At 30.6% G+C, this 18,410-nt stretch carries 23 protein-coding genes and 1 pseudogene; 5 read left to right on the forward strand and 19 right to left on the reverse strand.

The window, feature by feature from the left end; all coding sequences use genetic code 11:
- Window positions 1–73: 73 nt before the first annotated feature.
- Together ACNMOQ_RS10430 and ACNMOQ_RS10435 are read right to left on the reverse strand one after the other, a co-directional pair.
- Window positions 74–433: a HesB/IscA family protein gene (locus ACNMOQ_RS10430; RefSeq protein ID WP_416349808.1), complete on the reverse strand. Its 360-nt coding sequence runs from the start codon at window positions 431–433 to the stop codon at window positions 74–76.
- A 13-nt stretch (window positions 434–446) separates the two neighbouring features.
- Window positions 447–683, reverse strand: a complete 237-nt coding sequence (locus ACNMOQ_RS10435) for a YuzB family protein (RefSeq protein ID WP_416349809.1) — start codon at window positions 681–683, stop codon at window positions 447–449.
- A 152-nt stretch (window positions 684–835) separates the two neighbouring features.
- Between ACNMOQ_RS10435 and ACNMOQ_RS10440 the strand changes: the two genes are divergently transcribed.
- A complete protein-coding gene (locus tag ACNMOQ_RS10440) occupies window positions 836–1,900 on the forward strand; it encodes an NAD(P)/FAD-dependent oxidoreductase (protein ID WP_017001041.1) in 1,065 nt (354 codons plus the stop codon).
- Window positions 1,901–1,927: 27 nt separating this feature from the next.
- Here ACNMOQ_RS10440 and ACNMOQ_RS10445 read toward each other — a convergent pair whose 3' ends face one another.
- Window positions 1,928–2,251 carry a YuzD family protein gene (locus ACNMOQ_RS10445; RefSeq protein WP_239706489.1) on the reverse strand — a complete coding sequence of 108 codons (324 nt, stop codon included), beginning with the start codon at window positions 2,249–2,251 and terminating at the stop codon, window positions 1,928–1,930.
- A 108-nt stretch (window positions 2,252–2,359) separates the two neighbouring features.
- Here ACNMOQ_RS10445 and ACNMOQ_RS10450 point away from each other — a divergent pair, with 108 nt between their 5' ends.
- Window positions 2,360–2,602, forward strand: a complete 243-nt coding sequence (locus ACNMOQ_RS10450) for a NifU family protein (RefSeq protein WP_017001072.1) — start codon at window positions 2,360–2,362, stop codon at window positions 2,600–2,602.
- A gap of 199 nt (window positions 2,603–2,801) precedes the next feature.
- Here the strand turns inward: ACNMOQ_RS10450 and dltD are convergent, their stop codons facing one another.
- From dltD to ACNMOQ_RS10490, 8 genes are all read right to left on the reverse strand, one after another.
- Complete coding sequence (gene dltD, locus ACNMOQ_RS10455) at window positions 2,802–3,983, reverse strand: D-alanyl-lipoteichoic acid biosynthesis protein DltD (protein WP_239706490.1); 1,182 nt, start codon at window positions 3,981–3,983, stop codon at window positions 2,802–2,804.
- Window positions 3,980–4,216: a D-alanine--poly(phosphoribitol) ligase subunit 2 gene (gene dltC, locus ACNMOQ_RS10460; protein WP_064205348.1), complete on the reverse strand. Its 237-nt coding sequence runs from the start codon at window positions 4,214–4,216 to the stop codon at window positions 3,980–3,982. The genes dltD and dltC overlap by 4 nt, the downstream gene beginning before the upstream one ends.
- A gap of 17 nt (window positions 4,217–4,233) precedes the next feature.
- On the reverse strand, window positions 4,234–5,454 hold the full coding sequence (gene dltB, locus ACNMOQ_RS10465; RefSeq protein WP_064211450.1) for a D-alanyl-lipoteichoic acid biosynthesis protein DltB: 1,221 nt from the start codon (window positions 5,452–5,454) through the stop codon (window positions 4,234–4,236).
- Complete coding sequence (gene dltA / locus ACNMOQ_RS10470; RefSeq protein ID WP_239706491.1) at window positions 5,451–6,911, reverse strand: D-alanine--poly(phosphoribitol) ligase subunit DltA; 1,461 nt, start codon at window positions 6,909–6,911, stop codon at window positions 5,451–5,453. Before dltA ends, dltB begins: the two co-directional genes overlap by 4 nt.
- A 15-nt stretch (window positions 6,912–6,926) precedes the next feature.
- On the reverse strand, window positions 6,927–7,070 hold the full coding sequence (locus ACNMOQ_RS10475) for a teichoic acid D-Ala incorporation-associated protein DltX (protein ID WP_017001077.1): 144 nt from the start codon (window positions 7,068–7,070) through the stop codon (window positions 6,927–6,929).
- A gap of 251 nt (window positions 7,071–7,321) precedes the next feature.
- Window positions 7,322–8,287 (reverse strand): 2-hydroxyacid dehydrogenase, encoded by a 966-nt coding sequence (locus tag ACNMOQ_RS10480; RefSeq protein ID WP_239706492.1) that lies wholly within the window; start codon window positions 8,285–8,287, stop codon window positions 7,322–7,324.
- A 21-nt stretch (window positions 8,288–8,308) separates the two neighbouring features.
- The gene (locus tag ACNMOQ_RS10485; RefSeq protein WP_064211452.1) at window positions 8,309–9,076 is read right to left on the reverse strand and encodes a TIGR01457 family HAD-type hydrolase; all 768 of its coding nucleotides are present in this window, start codon (window positions 9,074–9,076) and stop codon (window positions 8,309–8,311) included.
- Window positions 9,063–9,506, reverse strand: a complete 444-nt coding sequence (locus ACNMOQ_RS10490; protein WP_416349810.1) for a DUF86 domain-containing protein — start codon at window positions 9,504–9,506, stop codon at window positions 9,063–9,065. The genes ACNMOQ_RS10485 and ACNMOQ_RS10490 overlap by 14 nt, the downstream gene beginning before the upstream one ends.
- Window positions 9,507–9,613: 107 nt before the next feature.
- On the opposite strand from ACNMOQ_RS10490, the gene ACNMOQ_RS10495 reads away from it, so the two are divergent.
- A complete protein-coding gene (locus tag ACNMOQ_RS10495; RefSeq protein ID WP_016999766.1) occupies window positions 9,614–9,883 on the forward strand; it encodes a DUF3055 domain-containing protein in 270 nt (89 codons plus the stop codon).
- A gap of 693 nt (window positions 9,884–10,576) precedes the next feature.
- Here the strand turns inward: ACNMOQ_RS10495 and ACNMOQ_RS10500 are convergent.
- From ACNMOQ_RS10500 to ACNMOQ_RS10535, 8 genes and pseudogenes are all read right to left on the reverse strand, one after another.
- Window positions 10,577–10,942: pseudogene (locus ACNMOQ_RS10500) on the reverse strand (YutD family protein); the annotation flags it as partial.
- A gap of 12 nt (window positions 10,943–10,954) precedes the next feature.
- The gene (lipA, locus tag ACNMOQ_RS10505; protein ID WP_016999764.1) at window positions 10,955–11,872 is read right to left on the reverse strand and encodes a lipoyl synthase; all 918 of its coding nucleotides are present in this window, start codon (window positions 11,870–11,872) and stop codon (window positions 10,955–10,957) included.
- 81 nt (window positions 11,873–11,953) lie between these two features.
- Window positions 11,954–13,279, reverse strand: a complete 1,326-nt coding sequence (locus tag ACNMOQ_RS10510; protein WP_064211453.1) for a bifunctional metallophosphatase/5'-nucleotidase — start codon at window positions 13,277–13,279, stop codon at window positions 11,954–11,956.
- A 12-nt stretch (window positions 13,280–13,291) separates the two neighbouring features.
- Window positions 13,292–14,113, reverse strand: coding sequence for a sulfite exporter TauE/SafE family protein (locus ACNMOQ_RS10515; RefSeq protein ID WP_064204444.1), 822 nt, complete (start codon window positions 14,111–14,113; stop codon window positions 13,292–13,294).
- A 10-nt stretch (window positions 14,114–14,123) separates the two neighbouring features.
- Window positions 14,124–14,972 carry a DUF72 domain-containing protein gene (locus ACNMOQ_RS10520; protein ID WP_135031243.1) on the reverse strand — a complete coding sequence of 283 codons (849 nt, stop codon included), beginning with the start codon at window positions 14,970–14,972 and terminating at the stop codon, window positions 14,124–14,126.
- A 163-nt stretch (window positions 14,973–15,135) separates the two neighbouring features.
- Window positions 15,136–15,504, reverse strand: a complete 369-nt coding sequence (locus ACNMOQ_RS10525) for a YxeA family protein (protein WP_064204445.1) — start codon at window positions 15,502–15,504, stop codon at window positions 15,136–15,138.
- A 272-nt stretch (window positions 15,505–15,776) separates the two neighbouring features.
- Window positions 15,777–17,030 carry an N-acetylmuramoyl-L-alanine amidase gene (locus ACNMOQ_RS10530; protein ID WP_064211456.1) on the reverse strand — a complete coding sequence of 418 codons (1,254 nt, stop codon included), beginning with the start codon at window positions 17,028–17,030 and terminating at the stop codon, window positions 15,777–15,779.
- A gap of 19 nt (window positions 17,031–17,049) precedes the next feature.
- Window positions 17,050–17,370: a phage holin gene (locus tag ACNMOQ_RS10535; RefSeq protein ID WP_016999758.1), complete on the reverse strand. Its 321-nt coding sequence runs from the start codon at window positions 17,368–17,370 to the stop codon at window positions 17,050–17,052.
- Between the two features lie 141 nt (window positions 17,371–17,511).
- Here ACNMOQ_RS10535 and ACNMOQ_RS10540 point away from each other — a divergent pair, with 141 nt between their 5' ends.
- Window positions 17,512–17,841 carry a helix-turn-helix transcriptional regulator gene (locus ACNMOQ_RS10540; protein ID WP_026023660.1) on the forward strand — a complete coding sequence of 110 codons (330 nt, stop codon included), beginning with the start codon at window positions 17,512–17,514 and terminating at the stop codon, window positions 17,839–17,841.
- 37 nt (window positions 17,842–17,878) lie between these two features.
- Window positions 17,879–18,343, forward strand: coding sequence for an ImmA/IrrE family metallo-endopeptidase (locus tag ACNMOQ_RS10545; protein WP_016999757.1), 465 nt, complete (start codon window positions 17,879–17,881; stop codon window positions 18,341–18,343).
- Window positions 18,344–18,410: the final 67 nt, after the last annotated feature.

Consider the following 18,410-nt stretch of genomic DNA (forward strand, 5'->3'; position numbering starts at 1 on the left):
CTTTACATACAAAGTATATTGTATATTTTTATCAATATAATTTCAAGTGTCACACACTATTAATATTAAGGGATTAACAATTCTCTGGTGTACCTGTTACAGTTTTAGTTTTGAATGAGCTTCCGCAACCGCATGAAGCAATTGCATTCGGGTTTTCAATAGAGAATCCGCCACCCATTAATGATGTTTTGAAATCAATTGTAGTGCCATTTAAAATTGGTGTATCTTCTTTGTCTACTAAGACTTTCACACCATAAAATTCTAATTCCATGTCATTTTCAGATGGTTCTTCTTCTGCTGACATTCCGTATGATAAACCTGTGCAACCTCCACCTTTAACAGAAACTTTTAAGTAACCGTCTGGCATACCATTACTTTCCATCATATCCTTAACTTCATATGCTGCTGCTTCAGTTAAAATTACTGTTGACATAATTTATTCCTCCTTAAAAAATCCAATTTTCTTCTATATGACTATATATATTTTCTAGTAATTCTTCCGGTGTCTCGCCCTTGACCATATCGCCATTTACTAATGCATATAACCCTCTTGCACATGGTCCACAATTTTGTAGACAACCATATTCTAGTACGTCTACATCTGGATCATTGTCGAGCTTGTTAAACACTACATCAGCGCCTTTAGCCAAGTTTGATTTACAAAATTCGACAATCGGGTTCAATGTATTCACCTACTCACTTTCGTTTCATTATCTATTTTAACATTCATTGTAGTTTATGCCAAAAACGATTATACTAAATGTATACTTATATATTATAAAATATATACATACAAATTTATAGAAATTTGATTTATGGACAAAGGAGAATAACGATGAAAAGCTTAGTATTATTAGGGGGCGGATACGGTAATATGCGTTTGATGAAGGAAATTATCCCTAACGCTTTACCTTCCGATTATTCAATTACGCTGATTGATCGTATGCCATTTCACGGTTTAAAAACTGAATTTTATACTTTAGCAGCAGGTACAAAACCAGACAAAGAAATTCGAGTAAATTTTCCAAATGACAAGAAAATCAATACCGTATATGGGGAAATTACAGATATTGATTTAGACAATCAAATTATTTCTGTAGGAGACACAAGAGTCGACTATGATGAACTTGTAATTGGTCTGGGTTGTGAAGATAAATATCACAATGTTCCTGGCGCAAAAGAATACACACACAGTATTCAAACTATCCAAAATGCACGAAAAACGTACCAAGCAATATTTGACTTACCAAGTGGTTCTACTGTTGGGGTTGTGGGAGCCGGTTTAAGCGGCATTGAATTAGCAAGTGAACTACGTGAGAGCAGAGAAGATATCAAAATTAAATTATTTGATAGAGGTGCAAGAATTCTCCCAGCATTTCCAGAAAAATTAAGTAAATTCGTAGAAAAATGGTTTGCTAAACATAATGTTGAAGTCATTCCTGAATCAAATATAACGAAAGTTGAACCGGGTAAATTATACAATAACGATGATGCTCAAGACATAGATTTAGTAGTTTGGACTGCTGGTATTCAACCAGTAGAAATCGTTCGAAATTTACCGGTCGATACTAATGACGGCCGTAGAGTTATCGTCAATCAATATCATCAAATTCCGACATATCCAAATGTATATATTGTTGGTGATTGTGCAGCTTTACCACATGCACCGAGTGCATATTTAGCAGAAATACAAGCTGATCAAATTGCTGAAGTAATGAAACTAAAATGGGCAAATAAACCATTACCAGAAAAAATGCCAGAACTTAAACCACAAGGATTTGTGGGCTCATTAGGAGAAAAACAAGGCTTTGCGTACTTAATGGAACAGACTGTTACCGGTCGATTAGCAAGAGTTATTAAGTCTGGTGTTCTATGGTTATATAAATATCATAACGGATAAGAAAAGTAGCAGAATTCTGCTACTTTTTTATTTCTCATCCACGTGTTCATCTATGAATTTTGTAATCGGTTTGAGTTGAATATAACCATCTGCAACTAATTCATCATTGATTGTAACAAGCGGATAAAATAATTCATCTTCTTTTATTCTTTCAATGAATTGTTGATCATGATCGGTTAAATTTTCAGTTTGTTTCATAAAATCAATATACGTAAATTCGAAGTCTATATGATTATATTTTCTCCCTAGTATAGCTTGCAACCATTCATAAGTGTCTTTTGATGAGGGTGCGTTCACACAACTGGCACAAATAACATCTGCACCATATACGACAATATTTGCTTTGGACATTTATAAAATCCTCCTAGTTCCATAAATAGATTTTTTACGTTATTTCTATTATAATAGATTAATAAGATTAATGTATCTAATAACACTTGATGAGAGGAGTATTAATATATGACTACCGAACAACAAACAATGTTTGATCAAGTTAGTGATGTACTTGAGAAATTAAGACCATTCTTATTACGAGATGGTGGCGACTGTGAATTAGTAGACGTGGATGATGGTATTGTTAAATTACGCCTATTAGGAGCTTGTGGTACTTGCCCAAGTTCTACTATTACATTAAAGGCTGGCATAGAGCGTGCTTTATTAGAAGAAGTACCTGGTGTCGTTGAAGTCGAACAAGTATTCTAACTTAATCATAAAATAATGAACCTAAATATATAAGACATCTATAGAGAGTCAAGGATTTATCCATTAGATATTCTAATGGATAAATCCTTTTTTAATTTCAAGCTTTCAAAATATTTTTTAAATAAAAAAACAGTAGAAATTCAATATTTATAATGAATTTCTACTGTTTTTGTAGTGATAATTATTTCTGTCTGAATTATTAATTGTATTTTCTACTCACATTTTCGTTGTATTCTCCGTTTATATGATTCAACATTTGCTCATTAATATAAACCCAACCTTTCCATCCAATATGGACTGCATCAGTGATTACATAAGGTTCATATTCTTTGTCAGTTAAATCATAAACTTTCATATTATTCGAAGTGATTGTATGATTTATTTTTTGATATACCGCTTCTCTCTTCATTTTATCAACGTGTATATGATCATACCATTTACCGTTAGCAGGTATAACAATAAATAACGGGTCTGCTTTTGCTTCTTTCAATGTATCTATTAACAACTTTAAATCATCAAATTCTACTGAGTTTTTATTAAATTCATAACTTCGATTAAAACGTTTCCTTTGTTGTTTTAATAAACTCCAATATTGATCGTTCATACCAAATTTATTAGAGGTTGAATTTTGCTCACCATATTGAGAAGCATATAATTTCATTGTTTCCCAATCCATTTTTTGAAAATGTTTATTGTGCGAGTGCTGTAAAGGTGATTTTTCTTTACCAAAAAGAGATTTCAATGCATCATGCTTTTCATGAATACTGTATTCAAAATTATTCATGAAAGTGCCTTCTTTATATTGATGATTTTTCGATTTAATAATAGATTTTAAATAAGGATCAGATTTTAATTGTTTAAATTCTATCAATCGTTTAGCAAATCTATTCTTTATTTCAGGACTTAATGTTTCACTAACAAATAAATGATCTGCTTGTAATGGAGAGAATCTCGCACTAAAATTATCGTTAGTTAAACCATAATTCGTAAACCATTGAGGTGAAATAATAATCGCTAATTTTTTCCCTTTTAGGTTATGAGATTGGCTCCCAATATTTACAGCATGAATCAAGTCAGTAGACCCGCCTGTACCAATTAAATAAGGTTTGAGTTTAGCATTTTTATCATTCAGTATGTACGCAGGATGAAATATATCTTGTTTCTCTAATTCACTAGAACCAAAAATGGGATAGTATTTTCTACTTTGTAACATTTCAGTTTGCGAGTGTACACCTTTTAATATTGAATCATTTAATGAGGTAGCTTCTTTATTGATATTTTCACTTTTTGAAAACGCAGAAAACCATTCTACTGGCATTAATAGAAATAGACCAAACAGTATACCACTAAAAATTAATGGTAATATTAGCTTTATTTTCATTGTAATTCCTTAAGCACTTCTATGATTTTATTTGGTGTTGCCCACTCATCTCTATCAAAATCAGTAATTGTAACGTCAATCCCTAAATTATTTTGAATTTCTATTAATAATCCAACTGTAGCGAATGAATCTATTATACCTTCGTCGAATATTGCAATATCTGGATTTTCTTTAACAATATCATTTTCTGCAACTTCTGCTAATATATCTAAAACTTTTTCTTCAAAACTCATAATTTAACTCCCTTTTTTTAATGTATTAACTTTCCTGAGAATAATAAAAATCCAAATGCAACACTATGGAATGTAATTAGTATCGCTATAAAATTGGTTACTTTATTATTAAATTTAGGTGGATGTTTTTTTCGCCATTGTTCGTAATAGCCATAACCTATGAACAGCATTGCGTGATATAAACCATATAGTATGTAATTTATTTCAATTCCATGCCACACACCCATAATTGCAAAGTTTAATAAAAATCCTAAATTAGAAATAAGCAATTTATCTTTAATTAGTTTCTTTTTTGAAACAAAGAATACAAATCTCATATAAACGCAATCTCTAAACCAGAATGACAAACTCATGTGCCATCTATTCCAAAAATCTTTAATATTCTTAGATTGAAAAGGTTTATTAAAGTTGACAGGTGTTTGAATACCGAACATATAGCTAAATGCGATAGCGAATAAGCTATAACCAGCAAAATCAAAGAATAAATAAAAACTATAACCATACATATAAAATAAGTAATTTAAAAACGTATGATCTGTCTCAATTGGTATCGTTTTTAAGACTAATTCATTTATATAAAATGCGATAATATATTTATATAAAAATCCCATAAATACCAAATGGATAGCTTTGATTAACTGATTATAATATTCCTCACCTGATGGAATTTTATTTTCATCTTTAATAAATCTTTTGTATCTATCAATTGGTCCTGATGAAATAGTTGGAAAGAAAGTGATAAAATCTATTAATTTTAATACTTCTATTGATTTAATTCTTTTATCGCGTATTTCCATTATTAATTGGACTGTCTTAAATGTGATATAAGAAATCCCTAAGAAACCTATAAATTCTATCACTTTATTTCCATGTATCGTTATTTGATATTCACCTAGCCAACTACTTTGAAGTACTTTAACGAGTATTAAAGGTAATATTGATAGAAATACCATAAAAGCAAACACCTTAAATTCGTTTACTTTTTTAGTGATATTAATGTAACTTTTTATTAACAGCACTTGATAAATAACATATAAAGTAAAGAAAATAAGTTGATAGCTCAAATACTTATTATCAAATATATTCTTATTATCGTCTGAGAAAATAAGAACGAGCATAACAATTGTGATGAACCTATTATATATAAGACTTCTTTTACCAATTAACCCTAGTATTATGACTGGTAACATCAACAATAAAGTAATAAAGAAATAAGTAAAATCGCCATATGGAATCATGATTCTAACTCCTCTAATACTTTATTTCGATTTAATTTACCATTTGGTGTTAACGGTAAATGATCGGTAAATTTAAACTTTCTAGGAATCATATACTCTGGTAAATGTTGTTTAAGTTCTTGTTTCATCTTGTGTATTAATTCCATATCACTTTCAAGACTTTTTTCTAATAAAACAACCGTCGCATATAAATACTGAACTTTCTCACCTTTTTTAATTGGTGATACAACAGCTTGCTTAACTTGTGGCAAACGTTCTAAAATTAATTCTATTTCTTCTAATTCCATGCGATATCCATTAATCTTTATTTGAAAATCTATTCTACCTTGTATGAACCAATAACCTTCTTTATACTCTGCTTTATCTCCTGTGTAATAATGTCTTGTATCGCTTTCAATTCTAAAAGCTTTTTCATTTTTTTCCTTATCTTTTAAATAACCTTTACTAACACTTCTACCACTAATAATGAGCTCTCCATTATCAGCTAATTTAAGCTCTGAATGTTCCCTTACTTTCCCAACTGGTAAAGGGTTAAATGAATCAAGTATATCTTGAGTTATTTGTATACTCGTCACTGCGACTGTAGCTTCTGTTGGACCATATGTATTGTAAACAGTTGCTTCTTTATATTTCTCTATAAGTTTTTGAGCAGTTTTGTGACTGAATATCTCACCACAGAAGAAAAATTGTTTTAAGTTAGGATACGTATTATCGTCAAACCCTGGTAACAATAAGCACATTTCAACAAAAGATGGCGTAGAGACCCAACTCTCAATATGTCTATCATTTAACATTTCATAAAGTTCTCTTGGTTTCTCAATCATTTGTTTATCAACAAGCTCTAAAGTACCACCTGACATTAAGCATGGATAAATTGCCATTACAGATAAATCGAATGAAAATGGTGCTTGGTTCAGCCATTTCTTACCTTCGCCTAATTGATTGAGTTTTAGCATCCATTCAGTAAAATCTAATAAACTATCATATGTAATCTGAACGCCTTTAGGTAGCCCCGTGGACCCCGAAGTAAAAATCGTATAAACAATATCTGTCATCTTCAATTGTTTAGTACCTTCGAGGTTAATAGATGCCTCTTTACATTCATTTACAGTTATTTGTTTAATATTCTTTTTATCTAATAAAATTTCAGTAGTATTGAATACATACTTTGGTTCAACTTTATCTATAATGTGTTCTATTCGTTCTTTAGGTATGGAAGTATCAATTGGAACGTAACCTATACCCGCTTTAATACTTGCTATCATACCTACAATCATAAATGGTGACATATGACCATAAATTACAAGAGGCTGAGATGTATCTTTTAACAAAGTTGCTAATTTACTTGAATAAATATCTAAATCTTTATATGTCATCATATTATTTCTATAGCAAATCGCTTCATTATCACCATGATTATCGCTCATGTATGATAACTGTTCTATGACGTCTCTCATAAACATACTCCTTTACTAAAACTCATTGTAAATGAAATTATTGCTCGCACTTCCACCAGCATAAATCCAAAATAAAATAAGCATGATTAGGAAATAGAAAATGGTTAAACTAAATAGTTTAAAATTCTCAGAGTTAATAAATTCTCTAATTTTTTCCATTGATAATCTCCTTTTGTTTTTATTCTATTTTTATATTATATGTATAATTAAGATTTTTATCAATCAAAATATGTAAAAAACTTGAATTAAAAGGAAGTTTATTGAATATGATTACATCGTTTTTAAAGGTTTAAATAGCTTTAAAGCGCTAAATATAAAGGAACTTATATTATTAAAAATTTCCAATTGTTATAACATAAAAGCAGAGGATATTCTTATTGATTTAAGAATATCCTCTGCTTTTATTTAAACTATTTATTAACCGGTGTAATTGGTGAATCTCCATTTATAATTTTTTCTGCGTTATCAACGCAAAGTTGAACCATATTATTTCTCGTTTCAATTGAACTACTACCTATGTGTGGGACAACAATAATTTCATCCATATTTAAAAATGGGTGGTCATTTGCTATTGGCTCGTTTTCAACGACGTCTAATGCTGCTCCACGAATTTCATTTTGTTTAATAGCTTCAATTAAATCCGATTCGATGACATGTCCACCTCTACCAATATTTACAAAGATAGCTGATGATTTCATCTTACTGAAAGTTTCTTTATTGAATTTACCTTTTGTTTCCTCTGTTAAAGGTGCTGTACATATAACGAAGTCGCTTTCTGTCAATAAATCATCCATTGATTTATATGTTACACCTAATTCTTGTTCGGCTTTTTCTTTTCTGGAACGATTATGATAAAGAACATTACAGTTAAAACCTTTTAACCTTCTAGCAAATGCTTCACCTATTGATCCCATTCCATATACCCCAACTGTAGAACCATGAATATCCTGACCAGCTAACAAGTAAGGTCCCCAACTTTGCCATTTTCCATCTTTTACGTATTCTACCGCTTCAACAATTCTTCTGGCAGTTGTTAACATTAGTGTGAATCCTAATTCAGCCGTAGTTTCAGTTAACACATCAGGTGTGTTCGTAACAATTACACCTTTACTTTTAGCTAGTTCAAGGTCGATGTTATCATAGCCAACTGCTAAATTTACAACACCTTTAACATTCGTAGCAGAATCGAAAAATGATTGATCGATTTTTTCACTAAGAGTGGTAATGACAACTGTAGCCTCTTTAGAACGTTTTAAAAATTCTTCTCGGGGCATTGGTTCTAACTCACTATCCCAAACATCTACTTCAGCAAATTGCTTCATTTGATCTATGAACTCTTGAGGTAATAATCTTGCAACTAATATTTTATCTCTCATTCTTCTCATCTCCTAAACAATTTATTCAATAATTTCTAGTAAGTTTTTAATACTATAAGTAGGCAACACTTCTTTTCTCTGAATTTCTTCAAATGTTGTAACACCCGTATGAACATGTAATGTATCTATACCACTATTAATACCAGCTAAAATATCAGTATCATAAAGATCACCTATCATGATACATTCTTCTTTAGCATGACCAATTTTTTCTAATGCTTGTTCCATAATAATAGTTTCTGGTTTTCCTATAAATATAGGTGTTTGGCCAGTTGATACACTCACTACGCTCGTTAAAGAACCGTTACCTGGAAGAAAACCTCTTTCTTTCGGAATAGAAACATCTTTATTTGTTGAAATAAATTTAGCACCATTACGAACTGCAAGACAAGCTACAGTTAACTTCTCGTATGTAATTTCTTCATCTAATCCCATTACAACATAATCAACATGCTCATCATCTTTAACAATTAATCCGGCATCATTTAGTGACTTTCTAAGTCCAGTGCCACCTACCATATATACAGTTGCACCAGGAGATTCTTCACTAATATATCCAGCTGTCGCCATAGCTGTAGTAATCACATGTTCACTAGAAGTATGAAAACCTATTTCATTTAATTTTTCCGCTACTTCTTCAGGTGTCTTTGAAGAATTATTCGTAACAAATAAGTAGTCTTTATCTTCTTTATTCAAATAATCTATAAATTCAATGGCACCTTCAATAACTTGTGAACCTTTATACATCGTGCCATCTAAATCTATTAAATAACCTTTATAATCTTTCATTCTTATCTCCTTCTCCAAATGCAGTTACGGCTACATTTTCGTTCTCTAAAAAGTGTTTCGTATCAACAATAGACTGCTTATAAAAAGGTACTGCTTTTTCAAAACCTTTTCTTAATTCATCGTGGTTAATTGATTCATAATTACGTGTTAATTCTTTTCTAAAATCAATTGAGTTACTGATTTCTTCTGCAGTAGTAGGTTGGAATACTTTTTCTAATTCCATAATATCAATGACATCTTTGTAATTACCCGGATCTCTTAAAATAAATGCATCGATAATTAAATTACCTATATCTACCACAGATTCAATCATCATGTGAGCGATTCTTTCTAAAGCATATTTTGAATTTTTTTCTGTTTCAAAATCTTGTGTAAGTTGTTCTAAATATTCTAATTTAAGATTAAGTGTTTTAATATCTACAAAATACATGTAGATCCCTCCTATTCATCTATTATGATATCATAATTTTGAATTGTAAGGCATTGCTCTGTATACTAATAAGATAAACGAAGCTTTAAAATAAAGGAGCCATAACAATGATAGAAATGTTTTTATATGACGACCAAAGCGAAGCAAAAATTCAGTTCGTAGGTTTTGTAGGCGAACATAGTCGATATGATTTAACTTTAATTTATACAGATCGTCATTTTGGTAAGACAATCGTATTAAACACACAAAATAATACTTTTGGCATAATTGGTAAAGACGATTTAGAAGAAGAAGGTTATATCAGTCATGTTCTAGGTTTATCAGAAGAAGAAGGCGAAGAAGTAACAGAATATTTACATGAAGTAATTGATATATAATTAAAAAAGTTTTTGATAAAGATTAAAATAATAAACAAAATTAGCTTTATCTATTAAAAAACCATAAAAATAAGAGGGTGGGACATAAAGATGTCTCACCCTTTCAACTCTTATTAGATTTTCTATGACATTAATCCAATTACACGCCTCTTATTGGATTTTCTATGACGTTAATCCAACTAACAACACTTTTATTGGATTTTCCATCACGTTAATCCAACTAAACATACTTTTATTGGATTTTCTATCACGTTAATCCAACTAACAACACTTTTATTGGATTTTCTATCACATTAATCCAATTACACACCTTCTTATTGGATTTTCTATCACGTTAATCCAACTAACAACACTTTTATTGGATTTTCTATCACATTAATCCAACTACACGCCTCTTATTGGATTTTCTATCACATAAATCCAACTAACAACACTTTTATTGGATTTTCTATCACATTAATCCAACTACAATAAAAAATATTACTGTCCTTATATATAACAAAACAAGCTGGGACATAAATAAATGTCTCAGCTTGTTATTTTTTACAAATAATCTTTCAAAGTATTTTTGCTAATAATTGTTTCTTCAACAATTTCTATTTGCTCTTCGTTCTCTACTTCTACTTTGATTTCTTCTATTTCAGTTTCTTCTGTTTCTATTTGGTGTGCTTTGTTTTCGGATTTACTATTTTGTTGTATTGTTGGTTCAATTTTCACATTATCCAATTTACTTTCTTCATCAACAAATTCAGCATCTTCTGCTGTTAACTTTGTAATTTCTCCTTTAGACAATCGTCTTAAGACAAAATATTTACAGCCAAAGTTACAGTATTCAAGTAAATAATCTTGTATAGATGAAAATCGTTTATTGGCATCACTTTTCTTATTAGAATCATAATAAAAGCCTTTTAAGCGTAATTGCTCGTATCCATAATCACCGACTATAAAATCATATTTATCTAAGATTTCAGAATAACGCGCTGCAAATCTTTCTTCATCGAATGATTTTTGGTCATCTTTTATTACTTCAAAATAGTCTTGTCCTATTTTAGTTAACATTAAATCACCTTATTAGTTATTAAGTGCTTGTTCACCTAGTATATGCTTTCTTTTAGCTGCTTCATTAACTTGCTCATCAGCATGATAAGAACTACGCACCATTGGGCCTGCTTGACAATGTTTAAATCCTTTTTCCATTGCTACTTTTCTAAGTTTACCAAATTCTAAAGGTGTATAATATTTTTGAACTTTTAAATGTTTACGAGATGGTTGTAAATATTGTCCAATCGTCATAATATCTACATCATTTGCACGTAAATCATCCATAGTTTCATATATTTCTTCGACAGTTTCACCTAAACCAACCATTAAGCTTGATTTAGTAGGAATATCTGGATACATTTCTTTAGAACGTCTTAAAAATTCTAACGTACGATCATATTTAGCACGCGCTCTAACTCTTGGAGTTAAACGTCTTACTGTTTCAATATTATGGTTTAAAATATCTGGTTGAGCAGCCATTAGTGTTTCAAGTGCTTCATAGCTACCTCCCATATCTGATGGTAAAATTTCAATAGTAGTATAAGGATTTAATTCTCTTACTTTACGAACTGTTTCTGCATAAACATTTGAACCTGCATCTTTTAAGTCATCTCTAGCAACTGCTGTAATAACAACATGCTTTAAATTCATCAATTGAACAGATTCTGCTACACGTTGTGGTTCTTCTAAATCAAGTTCATTCGGTAGACCAGTTTTAACAGCACAAAAACGACAAGCTCTTGTACACACTGCTCCTAAAATCATAAATGTAGCGGTACGTCTTTCACCCCAACATTCATGAATGTTTGGACATTTTGCTTCTTCACAAACAGTATGAAGATTCTTTTCTCGCATCATTTTTTTCAAGCCAGTGTAGTTTTTGTTAGTGTTTAACTTAATCTTTAGCCAATCCGGTTTACGTAATATTTCTTCATTTTTAGTAGCCATATACGTGAACACCCTTCTATTAGTATTTTCATCTTCGTACATTATACCGAAAATAGTTACAAATGAAAATCCCATTTACATTTACTTTTCAATTTGTAATAATTTTTGTTCAAAAATATTTCTTAAGAACTCTGGCATAATATAATTTATTTCCATATCTTTCAGTATAGGGAAATATCTTCCAAATGTATACATATCGATTGTGCCCAATTTATAATATTGATTATCTTGAACTTCTTCGCCTTTTACAAAACATTGTCCTGTCGACTCAATGTAGCCGATATTTTTAAATACATATCCTCCAAATATATCTCCTCTAAATCCAAACCCAATTGCTACTTCATCAATATAAGATTGTTCCATCGCTTTATATATGATTTGTTTGAGTTCAGTCCCTTTGAGGTCAATCGTAGCTGTATTAATAGGATGAGGTAACATTTGATGAATATCAAATTCTGTTAATTCATTACCAGACTTCTCTTTCACTATAAGGCCAGCATTTATAATCGCACAGTCTGCTTCAGTAAATTCTAACACACTTTCACAAAGCAAATCTGTTGTATAACTTGCACTATTTAACCTTCTCGGCAAAGAAAAACTTCTATTTAAAACTGGTCTGTTGAGCAAGGTTCTACCCTTTTCTTCATAATCATTATTAACGTGTTCTAATTCATCACTATTTAATATATGCGCTTCTTTTTTTATAATTTTTTTATTTTTTATTTCTAAATCTACTTGACCTACATAATGTCCGTACTTTCCAGCGGCAGCCATCAACACGCCATTCTTCATTTCACCATTTTCAAAATAGTGATGTGTATGCGCTCCGAAAATAATATCAATTTCAGGACATTCTTCACATAATTGCTCATCAAAGAATATGCCAACATGACTAAGAACCAATAATACGTCATAATCCCCTTCAACTTGAGCTATTTCATTTTTTAAAGCAAGTAATGGCGTCGTGACTTTCCAGCCTAGAGTTTCATAAAAATGATTAAAAGGAGCAGTCAAACCTATCATGCAGATTTTTAATCCGTTCACTTCTTTAATAATATGTGAAGTGATGTTACGGGGTAATTCACCTTCAAAATCAAATAAATTACAGCATGTTATATCAAATTTTGCATCATCGTATAATCGATTTAATGCATCATGAGAAATAGTCATACCCTCATTATTACCGATAGTCGCAACATCAACTCCGCTATCGTTTAATATTTTTACGTTTTCTGTACCTTGTGAAGCTTCAGTTAATGGATGAAATAAATCTATATGATCACCAATATCAATGTATATCGTGTCATGATTAATGTTTTTTCTTTGTGTTTTAATGTACTTAGATATTTTAGCGTATGTATCTAAATGGCTATGAATATCGTTCGTATGGAATATCGTGAGTTTCACAAGTTCAACTCCTTAAAGAATACTTTTTATAATCAAATATATACCTAAAATTAACATCGTAAATCTCAAAATTAAAACAACTGTATCTGATTTAATTTTACTATTAATTCTCACGCCTATTTTGGCCCCAAAATAACTAGAAATAATCAATACAATCGCGTGGACCCATAATACGTTTCCTTGAACAACGTGACTGACTGAACTAGAAAAACTTGAGAAGAATATCATCATCATACTTGTTCCTACAGCTACATGTGGTGGGAACTTAAATATAATAATCATAAGTGGCGTCATTAAAGCACCACCACCTATTCCAAATAAACCAGTTGTTATACCTACAATAAATGAAGAAATAATTGCTACAACTGGTGGAATACCATATCGATGTTCTTCTCCATAGCGATCTGTAAATGATTTCATATATTTCTCTTGTTGAAAATATTTAATAGGTTTAACGCTATTTCTAATCATTAAAATGATAGAAATAATAATAAGAAATATACCGAAATATAAATTAAATGAATCTAACGTTAAATATCTACTTATATATGCACCAATTAGCGCACCAGGAATAATACCTATTAAAAATATTAAACCATTTTTAACATCTACTTGCTTTGTTTTTAAATAACCTAATGTAGCTGTTAATCCTGTAGTAATCAGAATTACTGAAGAAGTACCAATTGCTCTTTGAGGTGTCATTCCAGATAAAAGTTGATGGTCTATACCAAAATAAACAAGTGAAGGTACTATAATAATACCCCCACCGATGCCTACTAGCGCACCGATAATTGCTGATAAAGCACCGATTAATATTAATACAATATATGCCACATCGTCACCTCTAAAATAGTTTTAGTTGTTTAGGAGCTAAACCTTCATATTTAATATCTAATAAATCTTGGTAAGTTTTAGCATTTTGTGCAGCATGACCACCTGAATTATTATTAAATACTACGTATACGTCTTTCGCTTTATGATTCAAAATTTTGACTTTATCACTTAATTCTTTCAATTCCGCTTCATTATAATTATATAAATAACGAACATCTCGCCATTCTTGATCAGTCATATCTTTTTTAGTCCAACCGTTAACATTACGTCCATGATAACGCACAAAAGCAATATCATGAGTAACTCGGTTCACCATAGGTATTGAACCTTCTCCACTTTGAGGCTCATCACATACACTATGGATAAAATTCATATCTGTTAAAAATTCCAAAGTGTATTCTTTTACATCATTTTGAAACCAAGTTCTGTTTCTAAATTCTATACATACATCAAATTCTTTTAATTGTTCACGAACATACCTTAAATAATTAATATTTTGTGTTTGTAAATCAAACCAAGGCGGAAACTGAACAAGAATCATCGCTAATTTACCCGAAGCTTTCAAAGGCCTCATAGAATCTTTAAATAAATTAAATAATTCTTTCTTGTCTTCAGCAAATTCTTTCACATCAGCATGACCTGTCAAAGCTTGGTGAATTTTAACAACAAATCTAAAATTCTTTGGCGTTTCACGAATCCACTTCTCAATATTTCTTTGCGGTTGAATTGCATAATAAGTCGCATCCAACTCCACAATAGGAAAATGAGAAGCATAAGCTTTTAATTTATCTTTTTTATTAGAAAGATCTGTGTATAAACTATCATGATCTCCCCAACCCGTTAGCCCAATTTTTATCATATTTTATCACCATATTCATCATACCATATAGCGTATTTATAGTTCAGTCTGTATGATTAAAACGATATAAAAAAAGACTAAGACATTTTTCTTATGTCTTAGTCTTATAAAAATATTAGTTTCAATTACAAATTATAATTTTTTTATGTAATCATCAATATTATTAATATTGATTTATCTTCTTATCATATTCATTTTCAGAAATGTATTCTATATGATAAACCCATTTCCCTTTATGTCTAATTTTTACATATTTTTGAGAAGGATCATATCCGGTAAAAGTTAATAAATAACTATTTCCACGTCCCTTTTCATCATATGACTGAATACCTTCATATCTTTGCGCGTCTACTAATGCCTGACCTCTTAATTCATCAATATTTTCATAATTGGGTACTTTTGCATAGCTCAACTGTTCTTTGACGAATGGATTTAATCTATCCAATTTATCATTCGTATACATAGAGAAATACACAGCAATACATGAAAATAATAAAACTAGAAGAACAACAACAAACTTTCTTTTTACCACTGACTTCACCTCGTCTCAAATTCTTTAAGAATTACCTCACTTTTTAATCTATCTTAAAAAATAATATAATAAATTCATAATATTCTGTCAATAAGTTTTTATACATTTATTTCCATAGAAAACCCCCGCCATCTTCTTGTTGATGGTGGGGGTTTGTGTTATATTTTACTTAGTCAAGATACCTTGCATAAACTTATTAAATGATGGCCGTCATTGGGTAATGTTTATGTTTAAGGTATTTTTTTCTTTTTTATTCTCCATATTTATACCTCCTATTTCAATTTCAATACTTGTCCGATTTGTATCACATCTGATGTTAATCCGTTTAATTTCTTTAATGTTGCTACTGTAACACCTGTTTTTTGACTGATTCCCCACAGTGTATCTCCGGCAACAACTGTATACGTTGATGGTTTACTTCCAATCGCTGCTCCATGAATGGCTTCTGCTAATGATTTTGTATATGCGTTTAGGTTGTTCTTAATAGCATTCATATCTTTAGTCGAAGTAATGAACCCTAATTCTACAAGTCTATAGTTGATATATTCTGCTTTTGCAACGTTACAATTTAATAGGTCACTTCTCTCTGTAATACCTCGAATTGTACCAACATGCTTTTTAACGGCTGCTTGTAATGCTTTGTCGATATTATCTGGCGCTAATCCACTCGGTATAATAACATGTCCTCCTGTTGCGGATGCTGACGCTGAATCTAAATGAAACTCTACTACGATTTCATATCCTTGCGATTTAACCCAATACAGCCCATAATCTGTCTTGTTACCTACTTGTTGTCCGTATGCTGTATCTTGATACATATCTTGGTCTTTACCATACACTGCTACATTATTACCTGCTTGTTTTAAGTAGTTTGCAACTCTATCTACAATATTAGCTCTAATAAAATCTCTTTCATTTGTTCCATTTCCTACTGCTCCTGGATCGTTATAACCGTGACCTGCAACTATCATAATTTTTTTACTCATTTTAACTTCTCCTTTATTTTTAGATTGATCTAATTTTTGATTTAATTTTGTAATGTCATAATTTTCTATCGGTATACCACTACACACTCTTGATACTTCACTTGTAATGTCTGTTCCTTTTTCTCTTAATTGAATATGCAAATGTGCACTCATAGGGTTATCGTCATAGTTTGTATCGCCTTGTAAGCCTATGATATTTCCTTGTATCACTTTATCTCCTTTGGAAAATTTCAAAGAATCTCTTTGCATATGACCGTAAATCCAGTCGTTTCCATTGCTATCTCGTATTTCCATCGTCCCACCAAAATTACCGAATGGTTCGCTTAAAATAACTGTTCCACTTGCAACTGCAGGTATTTCGTCAGTTTTATTATTAAAAACATCAAATGCTCTGTGATACCCACTGCAAAATGCATCATAGTTTATACCATCTTCTACATAATTTCTATAACCATAATTCTTTGGATAATCATCAAATGTTCTTGGATCTGATGATATTTCCCATCCTTTCTTAGTTAAATATGATATTGCTGTTAACATATAATCATCCTTTACATTTTTATTTTTTTCCTGATTCTTTCAAAAACTTTTCTTGCGCTCTAGATTGATTAGTTATAATGAATGTATTTTTCCAAATACCGTATAAAACAAACAATATTGGAACACCTGTATTAAATACATTCATCCATGCATTTAACTTATCTGGGCTTAACCATTCTATATAAATGCCTGAAGCGTTTAAGGCTAAATATAGTGCGCCTAAAAATCCACCAATCATTGCAATGAATTGTTTAACTTTATCTAAATCAACTCCTAACCCCCTTTCATCTTCTGAATAATTCAAATCTACTTTGTTTGTTTTGAAGTTCATTTTAACCATGTCTATCACCTCCTTGGTTACACTATAGTATAACTTTCGGTTGACGTCAATAACTTTTGGTTATATTTTATATTTTTTATTTGAATTAATATAACTATTGGTTATAATAAAGTTATAAAACATTTAAGGAGCGGGAAGCTTATGGTGTCTGAAAATAAACTCTCGGAACAAATTAGTTTATTAAGAACAAAGAATGGATGGACGCAACAGAAGTTAGCAGACGAACTCAATGTTTCAAAACAATCCATTTCTTATTGGGAAACAGGAAGAAAAGCACCAAAGATGAAGAAAATAGAAGAAATGGCTAAATTGTTTAATGTAAGTGTCAGTTATATATTAGACGGGGAAACAAAACAATCTTATAACTCCACTGCAGAAACAATAGCTGCACATTTAGATGGAGAATTATCAGAAGAAGAGTTAAAAAAAGTATTAGAATATGTAGACTTTTTGAAGCATCAAAACAAATAATCTATATTTAATAATCGATTACTATGGTGGGGATATTTTGAATAGATATGAAAAAACACTGATCAATAATGAACACATCGTCATAAAAGAAACCAATCATCTTCCAAAGGATATGAAAGGTTTATATGTAGATGGATTAATTTTGTTGAAAGACAATTTATCAGACAAAGAAAAATTAGAAGTTCTAGGTGAAGAGTTAGCCCATCACGATATTACATATGGAGATATATTAGATACTAACGAATTATGGAAATGGAAGTTTGAACATAAAGCAAGACGACTTGGCTTTGAAAAGATTATTCCTTTACAGAATATTGTTCAAGCCTACCAATCTGGCGTGCATAATAAATATGAATTAAGTAATTATTTAGACGTATCAGAAGGATATATAGACGAAGTATTAGAACATTACCAACAAAAATATGGGTTAAGCACGTGGTATGAAAACTACTTAATTAAATTTAATCCCTTACAAGTATTTGAATATAAAGAAATCAATTAAACATAATAGCCCTAACTCGTTGAATTTAATAAACGAATTAGGGCTTTTTAATATATTCATTTTTTGA

The organism is Mammaliicoccus lentus (genome assembly GCF_947036595.1).
GTDB classification, from domain to species: domain Bacteria; phylum Bacillota; class Bacilli; order Staphylococcales; family Staphylococcaceae; genus Mammaliicoccus; species Mammaliicoccus lentus.